The sequence below is a fragment of the Stappia sp. genome (assembly GCF_965276915.1).
GTDB lineage: Bacteria > Pseudomonadota > Alphaproteobacteria > Rhizobiales > Stappiaceae > Stappia.
The window spans coordinates 42,916-59,827 of sequence record NZ_OZ255709.1; the positions used below are offsets into that span (position 1 = coordinate 42,916).

Sequence of the window (16,912 nt, forward strand, 5' to 3'; positions counted from 1 at the left end):
ACAATCCTCTTTTCCGACAGGGTGGCGATCCTGGGAGATCGCCGGCGCCAGGGCAAGGGGCGGCACTTTCGAAATGCAGCAATTGACGCCCGGGGCCGGATCGGCTGGAATCCTCCGTGACGGGTCGAGCGTAGCAAGAACAAGGACGTGCCAGGATGAGATTGACGCAACGCCGCCACAACACGGACAGGAACAGCCTGTCTCTCCTGCTCGCCGCAATCCTCGCCATTCTGGCAATCCTGCTTGCCGGCCCGGTCCGGGCAGCCGAGCGGCTCGCGCTGGTCATCGGCAACGGGGGCTATTCCGGCGACGCCCTGTCGCCGCTCAAGAACCCGACCAATGACGCGGCCCTGATCGCCGATACGTTGCGTCAGGCGGGTTTCACCGTCGACACGGTGCTCGATGCGGACCTGCGCGGCATGAAGCGCGCCGTGCGCGACTTCACCGACACCCTTTCCAAGGCGGGCGAGGGTTCGATCGCCGCCGTCTACTATTCGGGTCACGGTTTCCAGGCAGGAGGGCGCAACTATCTCGCCCCGATCGGCGCGGACCTGCGCGACGAGGTCGATGCGGAGTTCGAGGCACTGGCGGTCGACTGGGTCCTGTCCGCCGTGGAGAAGGCCCACAAGGGGGCCAATATCGTCATCCTTGATGCCTGTCGAAACACCGCGCTCAGCCGTTCCGCCGGAACCGGAGGCAACGGGCTTGCCCTCCTGCAGAGCACGCCGCGCGGCAGCTTCATCTCGTTTGCCACCGCGCCGGGCAGCACGGCGGCTGACGGCACGGGGCTGAACAGCCCCTACACCTCGGCCATCGCGGCGGAGCTTCTCGTACCCGGCCGCAGCATCGAGGCGGTGTTCAAGGCCGTCCGGCGGCGCGTCGTCACCGAAACCGGCGGCGAGCAGGTCCCCTGGGACCATTCTTCGCTGACTGCCGAAATCACCTTCCTGCCCGACGCCACGCGCCCTCTCGCCGGCTCGACCGGCACGGCCGGAAGTTCGGTCGTCCAGCTCGAATTGCAGCTTTGGAACGACGTCAAGGACAGCGGCTCGGCCGACCAGATCCGGACCTATCTCGACCGCTACCCGGAAGGGGCATTCGCGGCCCTTGCCAAGGCGCGGCTCGAGGATGCCGGCACCGGTGCGGGAGGCGCCGACGTCGAACGTCTCTTCGCCCAGCTTGCAAGCCGCTCGCTGATCGTCGAGAACCCGACCCAACCGCACGAGTTCTATTCCAACGCCCGTCTGCGCGAGATCCGCGGCGACTACCCCGGCGCACGCCAGGATTATCTGAAATACTTCGCCTTCGGCATGCCCCAGGTCGACCCGCACCTGCGCTTCCAGGCTGTCCTCAAGATCCAGGAAGGGCGCAATGGCGCACAGGAGATCTACCGTGCCCTGTCGCAGGGGCGCAGCGACGCGACCACGCTCTTCGCCGAAATCCTGCTGGAGGAGCGTGACGAGCGCGTTCGTCGCCTTTCCGCGTTCCTCGACGCCAATCCCGACTTCTCGCCCGCCCTCTACACCTTGTCGCAGGACTACGGCATCGCGCGTCTCGGTCAGCAATCGGCCTCCGACAAGACACGCGAGCACGCCCTTTTGAGCCGCTTCATGGAGGAGGTGGAAAACGGCCACTTCCTGCGTTTCTATCTCGACCAGCAGGTGGCGGCGGAGCAGATCGAGGACGCCAAGACGCGCCTTGCCGCTTTGTCATTCATCAACCCGGCCGCGATGGCCAACCCGGTGCGCCTCAATGCCATGCGCTCCAACCAGGGCTGGATGCTGACATTGGCCATCGCCGACAGGACGCAGGAAATATTCGTCCGCCTACCCGGCGAAGACGAACGCTCCACCGGTTTCGTCAATGGCGCGGTCGACCCGACCACCGGCAGGCCGATCCCCTATCCGGCCTTCGAGCTTCCGGGCAACGCCGGCGACACGGAAATCGAAGTGAGCTACCGCGATATCCGCGGCGAGCGGCAGGGCCCGTTCAAGGTGAGCTTCACCCCCGGCGATGCGCTTGTGTCCGGCCAGAAGGACATTCTGGAGCGACTGTCCACCGGCTGGCTCAGTTTCCGTGACTGGGACGGCAAGCGGCTTGTCTACTTTACCCACCTGATCAGCTACCGCTGCGCCATTGAGGAAGTGCGCTATGGCCTCGACACGGAAACGCCCGACCGGGTCTTCGAAACAGGCCCCTGTGATCCGGACAATCCGCATGCGGTTCCCTCTTCCGGTCCGGGCTCGACGGTCCATACCGACATACCCGCATCGACCCGATTTGTGACGGTGGAACTGACCTATCGCGACGGCACGCGTTCAGGCGTGAAGCGGTTCGACGCCCCGCAATGACCGCCACGTCCGCCGGACCTTCCGCCAGCGCGCCGCAGTCCCGCCGCCGCTGGCAACTGGCCCTGTTCGTCGCCGTGGTCGCCTCCGCCATCGCCTTACTGGCTGCGGCCCGGCTTGAACCTCTTGCCGGCGACCTTGCCCTCGGTCTGGCACCCGCCCCGACAGGAGGCGTCACATCGCATGTCGCCGTCGTGGTGGTGACCGAGGACACGCTTGCCGCCTTTCCCTATCGCTCTCCCATCGACCGGCGCTTTCTTGCCGCGCTCATCGACCGGCTTGACGCCGCCGGTGCCCGTGCGGTGGGCATCGATATTCTCGTCGACCAGCCGAGCGATCCGGCCAAGGACACCGCTTTCTTCGCCGCCATCGACCGCGCCCGCGTACCGGTCACGCTGGCGCTTGCAACCAAAGCGGACGGGCTGACCGAACGCCAGAACGCGTATGTCGAACGGCACGTCCTGCCGCGCCGACACGGATTGATTGCACTGGGGCGTGACGAGATCGACGGTGTGGTCCGCCATCTGCCGAAACCGAGGGGCGATGGCGGCACACGGCTTCCGACCTTCGCCGCGAGCATCGCCGGTGCCGCCGTTGCGATGCCTGGCGACACGACGGGGTCCAGCCGCATCCTCTACTCCGCGAAGCAAGCAGCGGAACCGGATGCCCCGTCCGCCCCGTTTCCCGTCTATCCTGCCCATGTCGTTTCACTGCTGCCGAACGACTGGCTTTCGGGAAAATACATTCTGGTCGGCACCGACCTGCCAACGATCGACCGGCACCCGACGCCCTTCGTCACCGGGCAGGGCAGTGAGGCCGGGACGATACCCGGGGTCGTCATCCACGCGCATATTCTTGCCCAGAGACTGGCCGGCCTGTCCCTTCCCGTGGCACCGCCCGCGATGCGCGTCGCGATGACGGGAAGCGCGGCGCTGCTTGCCGCCTTTCTCTTTCTGCTGCCCTGGCCGCCGCGCTGGCTGACCCTTTGTCTGGCAATCGCCCTCGTCGCCTGGACCGGAACCAGCCTGTGGCTTGTCGGCACAGGTTCTCTTCTTCCGCCTCTGGTTGCCCCGCCGCTTGCGGCGCTCGCCGCCGCCGCCCTCATGTCCCTTTCGCGCTGGCAGGCCGAACGCTCCGAGCGCGCTTTCCTGCGGCTGGCGTTTTCGCGCTATGTCAGCCCCCCGGTCGTTGCCCGCATCGCAAGCGGCCGTCTGGCGCTGGCGCTGGGCGGTGAAAAGCGGCGCGTGACCTATGTCTTCACCGACCTGGAAGGCTTCACCGGCCTGTCGGAAAAGCTCCCCCCGGGAGAACTGGCCGACATCCTCAATCCCTATCTCGACGAGATGTGCCGGTTGATGACGGAGCACGGCGCGACCATCGACAAGATCATCGGCGACGCTGTTGTCGGCTTCTTCGGAGCTCCGGACGACGATCCCGAGCAGGAAACCCACGCAGTGGCCCTCTCCCTCGCACTTGACGGCTTCGCCCAGGACTACCGGCAGCGAATGGCGGAACGCGGGATCGCCCTCGGCGCGACCCGGATCGGCCTGCATTGCGGGGAAGCCGTGATCGGCAATTTCGGCGGAAGCCGGTTCTTCGACTACACAGGCATCGGCGATACCGTGAACACGGCGGCGCGGCTCGAGGGCGCCAATCGTTTCCTCGGCACGCGCGTCCTGATGAGCGAGACGGTTGCCGCCGGCAATACCGGTCACCCGGTTCGGCCTGCGGCGGAACTCGTCCTGAAAGGCCGCTCGTCGCCCTTGCCCTGTTACGTGCCTCTTGGACCTGACGACGGCCAAGACGTCACCCGGGTTGAAAGCTACCTTCGCGCCTACCAACTGATGAAGGCGGACGACCCGGCAGCGGCGAGCGCATTCGAGGCCGTGCTGCGTCAGCGCCCCGGCGATCCGCTCGCGCGTCTTCACCTGAAGCGCTTGCAGGATGGCGAGCACGGGGCGACACTGGTGCTTGAGGGCAAGTAGACATCACCCGTGGCAGGAGGGTGAGCGACACGGAAACGGGATACAGACCGCATGCGAGCCACCTACCTGCTTGTCGCCGCGACAATGGCGATTGCTCCGACGACGGCCCTTGCCGACTATGTCGTCGTTGCCGCGACCCAGGCGCCCGCCGCCTACGCCCCTGGCACCGAGATCGCGACCGACGAGAGCCTTTCGCTGCCTGAAGGCGCCAGGCTGACACTGATCGAACGCAGTGGCCGCATGACGAACCTCGACGGCGCGTTCGACGGCCCGGTTCCTCTTGCGGACAATTCAAGGACCGGCGACACCGATGCCGACTGGAGCATGCTGAAGCGGCTGATCGGCTCGCCGGAAGCCAGTTCCACCGTTCTTGGCGCGGCCCGCACCGGCGCCAGCGACATTCCTCCGCCGCCCGGGGTCTGGGATGTCAGCGCCGACAGTTCCGGCCCGCGCTGCGTGCGCGCCGGCGAACTCATCTTGTGGCGACGCAACGCCGACACCGCCACCTCGGTCACCCTGCGCAGCGCCGCCGGCCGCCACGACGGAATTGCGTGGCCGGTCGGGGAACACAGGCTCGCCGTTCCCGACGAGATGGCGCGCGAGAACGGCCGGCTTGTCGTCTCGCTTGGAAGCGAGTTACGCGACTTCGATCTGTCGGTGCTGCCCGACAACCTGGGCGATGCGCCGGCCGGGCTGATCCTTGCCTGGCTCGCGGAAAAGGATTGCCGACGCCAGGCCCTGGCGCTGGTCGGGCGTGTCCACGCCGGAGCGTCTCTCGACTAAGCCCAGGCCCCGGACGATATCGCGGCGATCAGGCCGTCACGGCCGTCCCCCGGGGCCGGCCGCTCCTCCAAAAGATCAGCACGATCATCGCGATGTTGAGCAGGTTCCAGGCGATGCCGTTGAGGAACGCCGCCTGGTAGGATGCCGTGAGGTCGTAGATCCAGCCCGACATCCAGCCGCCGATGGCCATGCCGACGATCGTCGCGGTGATCACCGCGCCAACCCGGCGACCTGCCTCGCGTGCGGGAAGATACTCCCGCACCACGATCGCATAGCTCGAGACGATGCCGCCTTGCGACAGGCCGAAAATCAGCGACACGAGATAGAGCGAGGCGAGCCCGTCATAGGGAAGATAGAGCAGCAGCGCGAGACACTGCAGCACGGCTCCGATCAAAAGCGTCGGCAGCCCGCCGATGCGATCGGCCAGCAATCCCGAGGCGAGCCGGCTGGCAATACCGCCGGCAAGCATCAGCGACAGCATTTCCGCCCCGCGCGCCACCCCGTAACCCAGATCGACGCAATAGGCGACGATATGCACCTGCGGCATCGACATGGCGACACAGCAGCCAAGCCCGGCGATGATCAGCAGGAACTGCAACATGCCCGGAGAAAGCGACGTCGACCGCTTGGGCGGCGGCGGAGCCTTGGGGACCGGAGCCCCCTTGCGCGCCATGTGGGGCGGCGGACGGCGAAGCAGAAAGGCGAGCGGGACCAGCACCGCCAGGCAGACCGTGCCGGCCAGTACATAGGCTCCGCGCCAGCCGTGCTCGGCCATCGCCGCCTGCAGCACCAGCGGCCAGATCGCGCCCGCCAGATAGTTTCCCGAAGCCGTCGCGGACATCGCAAGGCCGCGCCGCTTGTCGAACCAGTGTGACACGTCGGCAAGCAGCGGTCCGAAGGTCGCGGCCGAACCGAAGCCGATCAGCGCACCCTGCAACACGGTGAAAATCCAGATCGACCCGGCCTGTGACGCCAGGAGAAACCCGGAGCCCAGCGCCACCGACGCGATGGCCAGCGGTGCCGTCACTCCGAAACGGTCGACGAACCGTCCGATAAACAGGTTGCCGAGGGCAAAACCGACCATGGTCGCGGTATAGGGCAGCGAGGCGTCCGCGCGATCGACGCCGAACTCGCGTTCCACCGCCGGCAACACCACGATCACCGACCACATGCCGGCACCGCCAATCGTGGCGAGCAACATCGACAGGCCGAGGCGCAACCACGCATACGCACTGTCGACGCCGCCAGCGTCGTGGGTCTCGCGAGCCTGCATGGTCTGGGCGTCCTTCCCGGGAGCGAACCGCGTCTCCACCGGGCGCGGTTTCTTGTGGTCCTACCCGGTTACATCCGCCAAGGCACCGTTTCAACGGCAAACCCAGGGAACGGCCATGCTGCCGTTACGGCAAAATGAGATTCAGCACGCACGTCCCGCAAGCCCGGCGGAGAACGACCCAAGAGCGCCCGCCGCATCCGCTTCGGCGCGCCGAAGTGAAGGCTGTCCGCCGACACGCGCCAGCAGCCAGTCGGCATCGCCTTCGCTGGTTCGCCGATAGGTCATGTCACGTTCCGGCACGATCGGCTCGAAACCCGCGCCATTGCGTTTAGCGATGGCGAAGCGGAACGCATAGGCCGGCGTCAGTCCCATGCGCAAGTCGGACACGACGATATGTTCTCCCACATGTTCCGCGCGGAAATAACCGCGGCTGAACCAGTCGAGCTTGGCGAAAGCCGGATTCCCCTCAAGGCATCCCAGCATGTCTCCACCCCGGTCGTGCGTGTAGATCACCGGGGGCGTGTCGCCATCCAGAAACGACAGGTAGAGATTGTGGTAGCGGCCGTTTTCCAGACCGATCACCTTCCAAAGGACCGTGTTGAGGGGAGCCGCGATCGCAAAGACACGATCCGGCGCCAACCCCGCTCCCGCGAAGATCGTCCGCGCCCGGCTCTCCATATGCGCCTGCAACAGGACGGAAAGCCCGAGATAGCCGGTACTCACCACAAGGGCCGCCACGGTGCCGCGGGCAAGTCCCGGCGACCACGTGCTGCGTAAAAGCGCCCAGACGACCACCCCCAGCAAAGGCAGCGTGTAGAGGGGATCGATGATGAAGACGGAGCCGATCCCGACCGGATCGGGCGAAAGCGGCCAGAACAGCCGCGTTCCGTAGACCGTCATCGCATCGATCAGGGCATGGGTGGCGAAACACAGATAGACCGTCAGCCAGACCAGCAGGCGCTTGTCCCGAAGCGGTTTGAACAGCCGCCGCAGCACCTCGCCAAAGACGGGCGCCGCCAGCGCCTGGATAAAGAGCGAATGGGTCGCGCCGCGGTGCAGGACGAAGCTGTCGACCGGGTCGTCAAAGGGAAGGAAGACATCGAGGTCGGGCAACGTCCCCAACACACCGCCAACGAGCGCGGCCCTGCGGGGACCGAGCGTCTTGCCGAGCAGGGCCGTCGAGACCGCCGCGCCGAGAACGAACTGGGTAAGTGAATCCATGGGCGGGTGTTGCGGTCCGGTTTTGAGGGAACGGGCGCATGACCTTCTGGTCATGCGCCCCCCACATAGGGCCCTCACACGGAAAACGCCAGCACCGGGCACTTTCTGTCCGGTTGGCGCCCGCACCGGCAGATCAGCGGTTCAAAGACGGACCCATTGCCCGTTGCGTGCCGACGACCGCACGCACGCGTCGATGAAGGCCATGCCCGCGAGTCCGTCCGAGACGGTCGGATAGAGGACATCCGGGTCCGGTCGCCCCCCGCCGTCGCGCGCGGCGCGGATCGCACGGGCCGCCTCCTGATAGATATTGGCGAAGCCTTCAAGATAGCCTTCCGGATGGCCGGCCGGAATACGGCTGACCCGCGCAGCGGCAGCACCCGCGCCCGCCCCTCCCCGGGTGATCAGCCGCTTTTCCTCGCCAAAGGGCGTGTACCAAAGATGGTTGGGCTGTTCCTGCTCCCATTCGAGGCCGCCCTTTTCGCCATAGACCCTGAGGCGGAGCCCGTTTTCGTTGCCGGGCGCCACCTGGCTCGCCCACAGCATGCCACGCGCCCCGCCCGAAAATCGCAGCATGACGTGGACGTTGTCGTCGAGCTTGCGGCCATCGACGAAGGTGGTCAGATCGGCGGCCAGTTCCTCGGCGGCAAGACCCGTGACGAAACAGGCAAGATTGTAGGCATGGGTGCCGATGTCGCCGACGCAGCCACCGGCGCCGGAGCGGGCCGGATCGGTGCGCCAGTCCGCCTGTTTCTGACCGGTCGCCTCAAGCCGCTCGCTCAGCCAGTCCTGCGGATACTCCGCCTGCACCACCCGCAAGCGGCCGAGCATGCCGGAGGCGATCATCTCGCGCGCCTGGCGGACCATCGGATAGCCGGTGTAGTTATGCGTCAGCACAAAGACCGCGCCCGATTTTTCCGCCAATGCCGCGAGCTTCCTCGCATCCGGCAGCGTCGAGGTCAGCGGCTTGTCGCAGATCACATGGATGCCACGCTTGAGGAACTCGCGCGCTGCCGGATAGTGCATGTGGTTGGGCGTGACGATCGCCACCGCCTCGATGCCGTTCTTCAGGCGGGCCTCGCGTTTCGCCATTTCGGCAAAAGAGGCATAGCTGCGCTCCGGCATCAGGCCGAGGGCGGCGCCGGAGGCTCGCGCCCGGTCGGGATCCGACGACAGGGCGCCGGCAACGAGGTCAAACTCTCCGTCAAGACGCGCCGCGATGCGATGCACACCGCCGATGAAGGCGCCCTCGCCTCCACCGACCATGCCGAGCCGGATGCGGCCGCCGGCCGCGTTGTCCTTTCCACCTTCAATCGCCATCTCGTGATCCTCCCGGTGCCGATCCCTTGTCAAAACCTCAGTCGATGCCGAGCATCCGGCGGTTGGCTGCCTCGTCCGCGCCGCTTCCGGCGAAGTCGTCGAAGGCCTTCTCCGTCACCCGGATGATGTGCTGGGCGATGAAGGGAGCCCCCTCCGCCGCACCGTCCTCGGGATGCTTGAGGCAGCATTCCCATTCGAGCACTGCCCAGGAACCGTAGTCATGCGCGGCGAGCCGGGAGAAGATACTGGCGAAATCCACCTGCCCGTCGCCCAGAGAACGGAACCGCGCGGCCCGGCTGACCCAGGGCTGGTAGCCGGAATAGACCCCCTGCCGTCCGTCGGGGTTGAATTCCGCGTCCTTGACGTGAAACGCCTTGATCCGCTCGTGGTAGATGTCGATGAAGGCGAGATAGTCGAGCTGCTGCAGCACGAAATGCGAGGGGTCGTAATTGATGCAGCAGCGCGGGTGATTGTCGACCTTCTCCAGGAACATCTCGAACGTCGCGCCGTCGAAAATGTCCTCGCCCGGATGGATCTCGTAGCAGACATCGACGCCGACCTCGTCATAGGCGTCGAGGATCGGGCGCCAGCGCCTGGCAAGTTCGTCAAAGGCCGTGTCGACGAGACCGGCCGGCCGCTGCGGCCAGGGATAGACATAGGGCCAGGCGAGCGCGCCCGGGAAGGAGACGCTGGCGTCGAGCCCGAACCGGCGCGAGGCCCTGGCGGCCTTCATCATCTGGTCGACGGCCCATTCCTGCCGCGCCTTCGGATTGCCGCGCACATGCGGGGCGGCAAACCCGTCAAAGGCGGCGTCATAGGCCGGATTGACGGCAACGAGCTGGCCCTGCAGATGGGTCGAGAGCTCGGTGATCTCGACCCCTGCCGCACGGCAGATGCCGGCAACCTCGTCGCAATAGTCCTGGCTGTCCGCCGCCTTGTCGAGGTCGAACAGCCGCCCGTCCCAGGTCGGGATCTGGACGCCGGCATAGCCGAGCGACGCCGCCCAGTCGGCAATCGACGGCAGCGAGTTGAACGGCGCGGCATCGCCCGCGAACTGTGCCAGGAAAATCCCCGGCCCCTTCATCGTCTTCATGACTGTCTCCTCCCTGTCGCTGCCGGAAACGCCGTCCGAACGGGCGTTCCCTGCTCCTACATCCCCCAGCGCAACGCGGCGGTGTGAACCGATGCGTCCCAGAACCTCTTCATCTCCTCGTCGAGCACCGTCACGGTGATCGAGCAGCCGGCCATGTCGAGCGCCGTGACATAGTTTCCGACAAGCGAACGGGCGATGGAAAGTCCGGCGGCATCCACGCTCTTCGCCGCCTCGCCATACATCAGATAAAGCTCCATCGCCGGTGTCGCGCCAAACCCGTTGACGAAGAGAAGCACCTCGCCGGCAGCCGCATCGCCCAGGTCACGCAGGATCGCGCCGGTCATCTCGGCGGCGATCTCCTCGGCCGTGGCAAGCTTCACGCGGCGTCGCCCAGGCTCGCCGTGTATGCCGACACCCATCTCCATCTCGCCATCGCCGATCTCGAACATCGGCTTGCCGGCGGCCGGGACAGTGCAGCTGGTCAATGCCACGCCCATCGAACGGGTACGGGCGTTCACCCTGTCGCCCAGCGCCTTGAGGCTGGCGAGATCGCCGCCCGCCTCGGCGGCGGCCCCGACGATCTTTTCCACGACCAGCGTTCCCGCGACCCCGCGCCGGCCGGTCGTGTAAAGGGAGTCCTCCACGGCCACATCGTCATTGGTCAGCACCGTGGCGATCTCGCTGGCGGCCATCTCGGCCGCCATCTCGAAATTCATCACGTCGCCCTCATAGTTCTTGACGATGAAGAGGGCTCCCGCCCCGGTATCCACCGCCTCGACGGCGGCAATCATCTGGTCGGGCGTCGGCGATGTGAAAACCTGGCCCGGGCACGCGGCATCGAGCATTCCGTGACCGACAAAACCGCCATGCAGCGGTTCGTGACCGGAACCACCTCCCGAAATCAGCGCCACCTTGCCCTGCTTGAGATCCTTGCGCCGGATGAACTTCAGGTCTTCGCCCGCGACAAGAATGTCCCCGTGCGCGCGGCAAAACCCGCGGAGACTGTCGCTCAGGACGGTGTCGACGGAGTTGATCAGCTTTTTCATTCAGTCCTCCCAAACCGGAAAAGAGTACCGCTATCCGCCACCGTCATCGACGAGATCAGACAGGTTTCGGATGAAGTCGTCGATGAGGGCGTCGAGCTTTCGATTGCGCTCCATGTCGCCAAGATCGGGCAGGAACAGCGTCCGCGCGCGCACCTTAGGCCCCTTGTCGACCAGGCCCTGGTGCCTGGGATGGGCAAGCGCATAGGCCTCGATAAAGGCCTCCCGTTCCTTTGGCGAAAAGTGGCAGATCTCCATTATCTGCTCAACATGCGCGGCAGGGATCGGCGTGGAGTAGGCCGGGTTGGAGATCTGGGAAACAAAGCTCCGGTTCTTGCCAAGGGCGGCGGCAACCCGTTGCCGCGTACCGGAAGGGCGCTTGTCCAGAACCTTCTGGAGGACACTCTTGTAGAGCGCCACCATCTGGGCGCTGTCGGGCGGCTCCTTGACGGGATCCCTAGCCATCTGCATCGAGCCGCGTCGCCGCGATCGCGGCTTTCACCCGGGCCAGCGCGGCCGGCGCGATCGACACCCGCCGCAGCCCCCGGGCGAGCAGCTTCGGCAAGACGGCAAGGTCGCTGCCGGCATCACCGCACAGGCTGACCGGTCGCTTCGCCGCCTGTCCCGCGCGCACCGTCGCCTCGACAAGCGCCAGCACGGCCGGATCGTCCGCCCGCCCGATCTCCGCCACCTCGGCGGAGTCGCGCCCTGCCGCCATCACATACTGTGTCAGGTCGTTCGACCCGATGGAGAAGAAGTCCGCGGCAAGAAACCTCTCCGGCGTGATTGCCACGCACGGCACTTCGACCATGATGCCGAGCGGCGGGCGCCTCACCGCCTCAATGCCTTCCGCGCGCAACTCCTCGATACAGGCATCGAACAGTTCTCCGGCACGTTCGATCTCGTCCGGCTGACTGACCATCGGCAACATGACCTGAAGGTTTCCGTGCACCGCAGCTCTTGCGAGTGCCCGCAACTGGACGCGGAAGATTTCAGGTCTCAGCAATGACAGGCGAATGCCACGGCACCCCAGAAACGGGTTTGCCTCGGCGATCGTCAGTCCCGGTACCGGCTTGTCGCCACCGGCGTCCAGCGTGCGGATGGTGACGCTGCGCCCTCCCGCCCACTCCAGAACCTTGCGATAGGCACGGTACTGCGTCTCCTCGTCCGGCAGCCCTCCGGGTCCGTGGAACAGGAATTCGGTTCGCATCAGGCCGACCCCGTCGCAATGCGCGGGATCGATCCCGTCCACCTCGTCGGGCTCGGCGATGTTCACCATTACCGACACAGGTTCGCCGCAGGCGGTGCGCGCCGGTTTGTCGAGATAGGCCCGCGCGGCGCCGGCTTCGCGCGCGCGCCGGGTTCGCAAAGCCTCATGCTCGGCCTGCACCGCCGCGTCCGGGTCGAACCAGACGGTTCCCGTCTCTCCGTCGACAATGGCCGTCACGCGCCCGGCGGCATCCAGGGCCCCGAGGCCCGTGACCATCGGCACGCCGCGGGCGCGCGCCAGCATCGCGACATGGCTCGAAGGGCTCCCCTCTGCAAGCGCGATACCGCCCCCCTCGCTCCAGTCGGTTTCCAGAAACCGGCTCGGCGTGATGTCGACGCCCGTGAGAATGGCACCCTTCGGGCCACGCGAACTTTCAGCGGCACCGGGCGCCGAAAGCAGGCGGAGCACCCGGTCGCGGATGTCGACAAGATCCGCGGATCGCGCACGGAAATAGTCGTCGTCCGATGCAAGATATCCGGAAATGGCGGCATCCAGCGCCGCCTCGAAGGCCACCGGCGCTGCGGCTCCGCCCGTGATCGCCGCGACGGCCGGAGCCGACAGTTCCTCGTCCTCGATCATGGCCAACTGGAACTCGAGCATTTCGGCCGCGTCCTCATCGACACGTTCGATCAGGACACTCAGTTGCGCGGAGGCATCCTCAAGCGCCTGTGCCAGCCGCGCAAGCTCTGCGGCCGGGTCGGCCGGACGAGCCGTCGTCGCCTCGGCCCGGATGGCGGTCGCTTCAAGCGGGACGACGGGTCCGCTGGCCAGTCCCGGCGAGGCGGCCCGTCCCTTTCGCGTTTCAGCTTGCCGCCCGACCTGCACCATTGCCGTCAATCCGTATCGCCCGTGCCCGTTTCGAAGTCGTCTTCAACCAGTTTCACCAGCGCATCGAGCGCGGCTTGCGCCGTCTCCCCGCTTGCGCGGAAGTGCAGGATCGTGCCCTTCGGGGCGCGTGTCGCCATCACCTTGACGATGCTTTTGGCATCCACCCAGGGACCATCGGGGCCGGGACTGACCTCGACCGCTGCGCTGAAGGTCTTGGCAAGCTTGGTAAGCTTCACCGATGGCCGGGCGTGCAGGCCCACCTCGTGCTCCAGCAGCACATTGGCCGTCAGCACCACGTCATTCATGTCATTCGTCCTCATAGACCCGAAAGTTCCTCGGCAGTGCGCCGCACCTCTTCAAGCGAAGCACCGCCCGAAGCTTCCGTGGCGGCGATCACTGCCCCCTCGACGATCGGAGCGTTGCACACGACAACCTTGCCCGAACGTTCGGCCGGCAGCATTTCGACGGCCATTTCCGAATTCGTCTCCGCCCCCCCGAGATCGACGAGAAGTGCAACGCCCGCTTCCGACCAGGCCGCGTCGATGGCCTTCAGGATCGCCTCGACACTGGTGCCGAGCCCTCCGTCCGGATCTCCGCCACACCAGGCGAGCGGAACCTCGTCGCCGACCATCTGCCGGACCATGTCCGCAGTTCCTTCCGCCACCAGCGGCGAATGCGACACGATCGCGATGCCGACATTGCTCATTTCACATCTCCAAAACGGGCGGCTATCGCCTCGATAATGATCTGGCTCGACCGGGCGCCCGGGTCGATGTGACCGATCGACCGTTCGCCGAGAAAGGACGCCCGCCCCTTCGTCGCCAGCATGTCGCGGGTTGCCGCGCACGCGTCGGCGGCCACCGCGGCGATTTCCGCAGGCCCCTTGCCCTCTTTCAGGGCCGCGGCCACCGGCACCACCACATCGAGCATGGTCTTCTGCCCGGCATGCGCCTTGCCCCGCGCCATCACCGCCTCGATGGCCGCATCGAAGGCTGCGACGAGCCCGGCGCGCGTCGGCGGCGTGTCGAGCGTCTTGCCGAGCGTCATGAACAGCGTCCCGTAAAGCGGACCGGACGCCCCGCCGACCTTCATCACGAGTTGCATGCCGGCCGCCTTCAGCGCCTCGTCCCACGGCTTGGCGGACAGCACCTCGAGATCGTCCAGCACGGCCAGCATGCCGCGCTTCATGTTGTGGCCGTGGTCGCCGTCGCCGATCGCCGAATCCAGCTCGGTCAGCTCGTCCGCATGCGCGATGATCGCCTGCGCCACCGCCTCGATGGTCGCTCCCACGTCCTTGTCGGTGTCGCTCATCTATCTGATCCGCTTTCCGTCTTCGTCAAAGTAAAGCGCCGTAGCCGCTTCCACCCGGATCGCTTCGCCGGAGGCAAGGTCGCTTGCCGGATCGGCCAGCGTTGTCAGCCGGAAATCGCCGATGCGGATATGCAGGTGGTTCTGGTCGCCGAGATGCTCGACCCAGTCGAGCCGTGCGTTGGCGCTTGTGGCATCCGCCTGCGCAATGCGCAAATGTTCCGTGCGCGCGCCGATCGAGAACGCATTGGCCGGCACTTCCGGCGCCGGCAGTATCCCCACCGGAAGAACGTTGATCGAAGGCTGGCCGAGCCGGGCCGCGACATAGACATTGTCGGGGTCCTCATAGATCTCCCGGGGGGTGCCGATCTGCACAAGCCGCCCTTCCGACAGGATGCCGATGCGGTCCGCCATCGTCATCGCCTCGATCTGGTCATGCGTGACATAGAGGATCGTGGCATCCAGTTCGCGCTGGATCCGCTTCAGTTCCAGGCGCAGGTCCGCGCGCAGCTTCGCATCGAGCGACGACAGCGGCTCGTCCATCAGGTAGATCGACGGCTGGCGCACCAGCGCCCGGCCGATGGCGACACGTTGCATCTCGCCGCCGGAGAGTTGTGTCGAGCGGTTCTTGAGCTTGTGGCCGATGCGCAGCATCCCGGCGACCTGCTCGACCGTCCGGCGGATCTCGTTTTCGGGAACCCGGCGCGCCGGGGAGCGCAGCGGGAAGGCGAGATTGTCGAAGACGCTCAGATGCGGATAGAGCGAGTATTGCTGGAAGACAAAGGCGACATCGCGTCCGGCAGGTGGCGTCGCGGTCACGTCGGCGCCGTCTATCGACACACGCCCGCCATCCGGCGTCTCGAGACCGGCGATCAGCCGCAGCGTCGTCGTCTTGCCTGCGCCCGTCGGGCCGAGCAGAACGACGAACTCGCCCGAAGCGATGCTGAGCGACAGATCGTCGATCGCCTTTGTCCGGCCGAAATGCTTGTTGATGCCCGACAGGCTCACCGTTGCCATGTCAGCCTCCCGTTCCGGTGCGCAGGGCATGCGCCGCATCATCGCGGGCGCTGGCCAGCGCCCGCCCGCTGGTCGCGTCGAAGAGCGACAACCGGGCAGTATCGAGCGACAGGCCGACGGTTTCGCCTTCGCGCAACATGACATCCGCCGCCAGGCGCGCCTTGACCTGCGTGTCGCCAACGTTGAGCGTGACAATCTGCGTGGTGCCGAGATACTCCGTGCCGAAAACCTCGCCGCGCAACGGACCGGCATCGTCAAGGCGGATATGTTCCGGGCGCAGACCGAGCATGAGCGTTTCCGCCGGTGCCGCCTCGCGCAGTTCCGGCACCTCGATGCGCGCCTCCTTCAGGCCGACATCGCGCGCGCCGGGCGCAAGACCTCCCTCGACAGTCAGAAAGTTCATCGGCGGCGAGCCGATGAAATCGGCGACGAACATCGTCGCCGGCCGGTCGTAGATCTCCTGGGGATGGCCGAACTGCTCGATGACGCCATGGTTCATCACCGCGATCTTGTCGGCCATGGCCATCGCCTCGAGCTGGTCGTGGGTGACGTAGACCGTCGTCGCCCCGATCGAGTTGTGCAACTCGCGCAACTCTCGGACCATCAGGTCGCGGAACTCGCTGTCGAGCGTGCCCAGCGGCTCGTCCATCATGAAGGCCATCGGCCGGCGCACGATGGCGCGCCCGAGCGCCACCCGCTGCCGGTCGCCGCCGGCAAGCCCCGAGACCGGCTTGTCGAGAATGTGGTCGATCCGCAGCAGGCGCGCCGTTTCCTCGACCCTTTGGCGGATGTCGGCGCGCGGCATGCCCTGGCACACCAGCGGGAAGCCCATGTTCTTGCGCACGTTCATATGCGGATAGAGCGCAAAAAGCTGGAACACGAAGGCAATGTCGCGATGCGAGGCGCGATTGAAGGTGACGTCCTCGCCTCCCAGGAAGATGCTCCCGGAGGTCGGCAGTTCCAGCCCCGCGATCATCCTGAGCGTGGTCGTCTTGCCGCAGCCCGACGGGCCCAGCATGACGAAGAACTCGCCATCGGCGACGGTGAAGGTGGATCCCTTCACCGCGGTGAACTCGCCGAAATTCTTTTGGAGGGCTTCGACCCTGATCTCCGCCATGGCGTCCTATTCCGGAAAGTGGCTGACGATGATGAACATCACGGTGCCGGTCAGGATCGTGATGAAGGAATAGGTGAAGAGGGCCATGGCGAATGGCTGCATCAGCATGACGACACCAAGCCCGATCAGCACCGTCGCGAGCAGTTCCCACGGACCGCGCCGCAGGATACGGCGACCTCCCTGCGCACTGGCTCCCGCAGCCAGGCGTGCGGCATGACCTGGCGGATGCGTCCGCTGCGCGGCGATCCTGTCGCGCGCGTTCTGAAGATCGCCGCCGGGCACTGCCGGCCTGGCCTTGTCCGTTGACCC

At 66.2% G+C, this 16,912-nt stretch carries 16 protein-coding genes; 3 read left to right on the forward strand and 13 right to left on the reverse strand.

Annotation, left to right across the window (positions count from 1 at the left end):
* The first annotated feature begins 155 nt into the window (after positions 1 to 155).
* From ACQY46_RS00185 to ACQY46_RS00195, 3 genes are read left to right on the forward strand one after another with little or no spacing between them, the layout of a single operon-like run.
* Complete coding sequence (locus ACQY46_RS00185) at positions 156 to 2,351, forward strand: caspase family protein (RefSeq protein WP_428698320.1); 2,196 nt, start codon at positions 156 to 158, stop codon at positions 2,349 to 2,351.
* On the forward strand, positions 2,348 to 4,333 hold the full coding sequence (locus ACQY46_RS00190) for a CHASE2 domain-containing protein (protein WP_428698321.1): 1,986 nt from the start codon (positions 2,348 to 2,350) through the stop codon (positions 4,331 to 4,333). The genes ACQY46_RS00185 and ACQY46_RS00190 overlap by 4 nt, the downstream gene beginning before the upstream one ends.
* Before the next feature lie 51 nt (positions 4,334 to 4,384).
* On the forward strand, positions 4,385 to 5,116 hold the full coding sequence (locus ACQY46_RS00195; protein ID WP_428698322.1) for a hypothetical protein: 732 nt from the start codon (positions 4,385 to 4,387) through the stop codon (positions 5,114 to 5,116).
* Positions 5,117 to 5,144: 28 nt separating this feature from the next.
* Here ACQY46_RS00195 and ACQY46_RS00200 read toward each other — a convergent pair whose 3' ends face one another.
* The 13 genes from ACQY46_RS00200 to ACQY46_RS00260 all read right to left on the reverse strand — a co-directional run bounded on the left by ACQY46_RS00200 (position 5,145) and on the right by ACQY46_RS00260 (position 16,807).
* Positions 5,145 to 6,389, reverse strand: a complete 1,245-nt coding sequence (locus ACQY46_RS00200; protein ID WP_428698323.1) for an MFS transporter — start codon at positions 6,387 to 6,389, stop codon at positions 5,145 to 5,147.
* A gap of 141 nt (positions 6,390 to 6,530) precedes the next feature.
* Positions 6,531 to 7,610: a metal-dependent hydrolase gene (locus ACQY46_RS00205; RefSeq protein ID WP_428698324.1), complete on the reverse strand. Its 1,080-nt coding sequence runs from the start codon at positions 7,608 to 7,610 to the stop codon at positions 6,531 to 6,533.
* Positions 7,611 to 7,751: 141 nt separating this feature from the next.
* The gene (locus tag ACQY46_RS00210) at positions 7,752 to 8,927 is read right to left on the reverse strand and encodes a Gfo/Idh/MocA family protein (protein ID WP_428698325.1); all 1,176 of its coding nucleotides are present in this window, start codon (positions 8,925 to 8,927) and stop codon (positions 7,752 to 7,754) included.
* A gap of 37 nt (positions 8,928 to 8,964) precedes the next feature.
* Positions 8,965 to 10,020: a sugar phosphate isomerase/epimerase family protein gene (locus ACQY46_RS00215; RefSeq protein WP_428698326.1), complete on the reverse strand. Its 1,056-nt coding sequence runs from the start codon at positions 10,018 to 10,020 to the stop codon at positions 8,965 to 8,967.
* 56 nt (positions 10,021 to 10,076) lie between these two features.
* Positions 10,077 to 11,066 (reverse strand): dihydroxyacetone kinase subunit DhaK, encoded by a 990-nt coding sequence (gene dhaK / locus ACQY46_RS00220; protein ID WP_428698327.1) that lies wholly within the window; start codon positions 11,064 to 11,066, stop codon positions 10,077 to 10,079.
* Between the two features lie 30 nt (positions 11,067 to 11,096).
* On the reverse strand, positions 11,097 to 11,534 hold the full coding sequence (locus tag ACQY46_RS00225) for a hypothetical protein (RefSeq protein ID WP_428698328.1): 438 nt from the start codon (positions 11,532 to 11,534) through the stop codon (positions 11,097 to 11,099).
* Entirely contained in the window at positions 11,521 to 13,161 is a 1,641-nt protein-coding gene (ptsP, locus tag ACQY46_RS00230; protein WP_428698329.1) for a phosphoenolpyruvate--protein phosphotransferase, read from the reverse strand. Before ptsP ends, ACQY46_RS00225 begins: the two co-directional genes overlap by 14 nt.
* A gap of 5 nt (positions 13,162 to 13,166) precedes the next feature.
* The gene (locus ACQY46_RS00235; RefSeq protein ID WP_428698330.1) at positions 13,167 to 13,481 is read right to left on the reverse strand and encodes an HPr family phosphocarrier protein; all 315 of its coding nucleotides are present in this window, start codon (positions 13,479 to 13,481) and stop codon (positions 13,167 to 13,169) included.
* A complete protein-coding gene (gene dhaM / locus ACQY46_RS00240) occupies positions 13,478 to 13,867 on the reverse strand; it encodes a dihydroxyacetone kinase phosphoryl donor subunit DhaM (protein ID WP_428698331.1) in 390 nt (129 codons plus the stop codon). Before dhaM ends, ACQY46_RS00235 begins: the two co-directional genes overlap by 4 nt.
* Positions 13,864 to 14,472 (reverse strand): dihydroxyacetone kinase subunit DhaL, encoded by a 609-nt coding sequence (gene dhaL / locus ACQY46_RS00245; protein WP_428698332.1) that lies wholly within the window; start codon positions 14,470 to 14,472, stop codon positions 13,864 to 13,866. Before dhaL ends, dhaM begins: the two co-directional genes overlap by 4 nt.
* Positions 14,473 to 15,486: an ABC transporter ATP-binding protein gene (locus tag ACQY46_RS00250; RefSeq protein ID WP_428698333.1), complete on the reverse strand. Its 1,014-nt coding sequence runs from the start codon at positions 15,484 to 15,486 to the stop codon at positions 14,473 to 14,475.
* A 1-nt stretch (position 15,487) separates the two neighbouring features.
* Positions 15,488 to 16,603, reverse strand: coding sequence for an ABC transporter ATP-binding protein (locus ACQY46_RS00255; RefSeq protein WP_428698334.1), 1,116 nt, complete (start codon positions 16,601 to 16,603; stop codon positions 15,488 to 15,490).
* Between the two features lie 6 nt (positions 16,604 to 16,609).
* Positions 16,610 to 16,807: a hypothetical protein gene (locus ACQY46_RS00260; protein WP_428700554.1), complete on the reverse strand. Its 198-nt coding sequence runs from the start codon at positions 16,805 to 16,807 to the stop codon at positions 16,610 to 16,612.
* Between the last annotated feature and the right edge of the window lie 105 nt (positions 16,808 to 16,912).

Coding starts and splice junctions, on each gene's coding strand:
- ACQY46_RS00250 (WP_428698333.1), bottom strand. CDS start 15,486: ATGGCAACGGTGAGCCTGTCGGGCATCAACAAGCATTTCGGCCGGACA.
- ACQY46_RS00215 (WP_428698326.1), bottom strand. CDS start 10,020: ATGAAGACGATGAAGGGGCCGGGGATTTTCCTGGCACAGTTCGCGGGC.
- dhaM (WP_428698331.1), bottom strand. CDS start 13,867: ATGAGCAATGTCGGCATCGCGATCGTGTCGCATTCGCCGCTGGTGGCG.
- ACQY46_RS00205 (WP_428698324.1), bottom strand. CDS start 7,610: ATGGATTCACTTACCCAGTTCGTTCTCGGCGCGGCGGTCTCGACGGCC.
- ACQY46_RS00190 (WP_428698321.1), top strand. CDS start 2,348: ATGACCGCCACGTCCGCCGGACCTTCCGCCAGCGCGCCGCAGTCCCGC.
- ACQY46_RS00225 (WP_428698328.1), bottom strand. CDS start 11,534: ATGCAGATGGCTAGGGATCCCGTCAAGGAGCCGCCCGACAGCGCCCAG.
- dhaL (WP_428698332.1), bottom strand. CDS start 14,472: ATGAGCGACACCGACAAGGACGTGGGAGCGACCATCGAGGCGGTGGCG.
- ptsP (WP_428698329.1), bottom strand. CDS start 13,161: ATGGTGCAGGTCGGGCGGCAAGCTGAAACGCGAAAGGGACGGGCCGCC.
- dhaK (WP_428698327.1), bottom strand. CDS start 11,066: ATGAAAAAGCTGATCAACTCCGTCGACACCGTCCTGAGCGACAGTCTC.
- ACQY46_RS00210 (WP_428698325.1), bottom strand. CDS start 8,927: ATGGCGATTGAAGGTGGAAAGGACAACGCGGCCGGCGGCCGCATCCGG.
- ACQY46_RS00195 (WP_428698322.1), top strand. CDS start 4,385: ATGCGAGCCACCTACCTGCTTGTCGCCGCGACAATGGCGATTGCTCCG.
- ACQY46_RS00185 (WP_428698320.1), top strand. CDS start 156: ATGAGATTGACGCAACGCCGCCACAACACGGACAGGAACAGCCTGTCT.
- ACQY46_RS00200 (WP_428698323.1), bottom strand. CDS start 6,389: ATGCAGGCTCGCGAGACCCACGACGCTGGCGGCGTCGACAGTGCGTAT.
- ACQY46_RS00235 (WP_428698330.1), bottom strand. CDS start 13,481: ATGAGGACGAATGACATGAATGACGTGGTGCTGACGGCCAATGTGCTG.
- ACQY46_RS00255 (WP_428698334.1), bottom strand. CDS start 16,603: ATGGCGGAGATCAGGGTCGAAGCCCTCCAAAAGAATTTCGGCGAGTTC.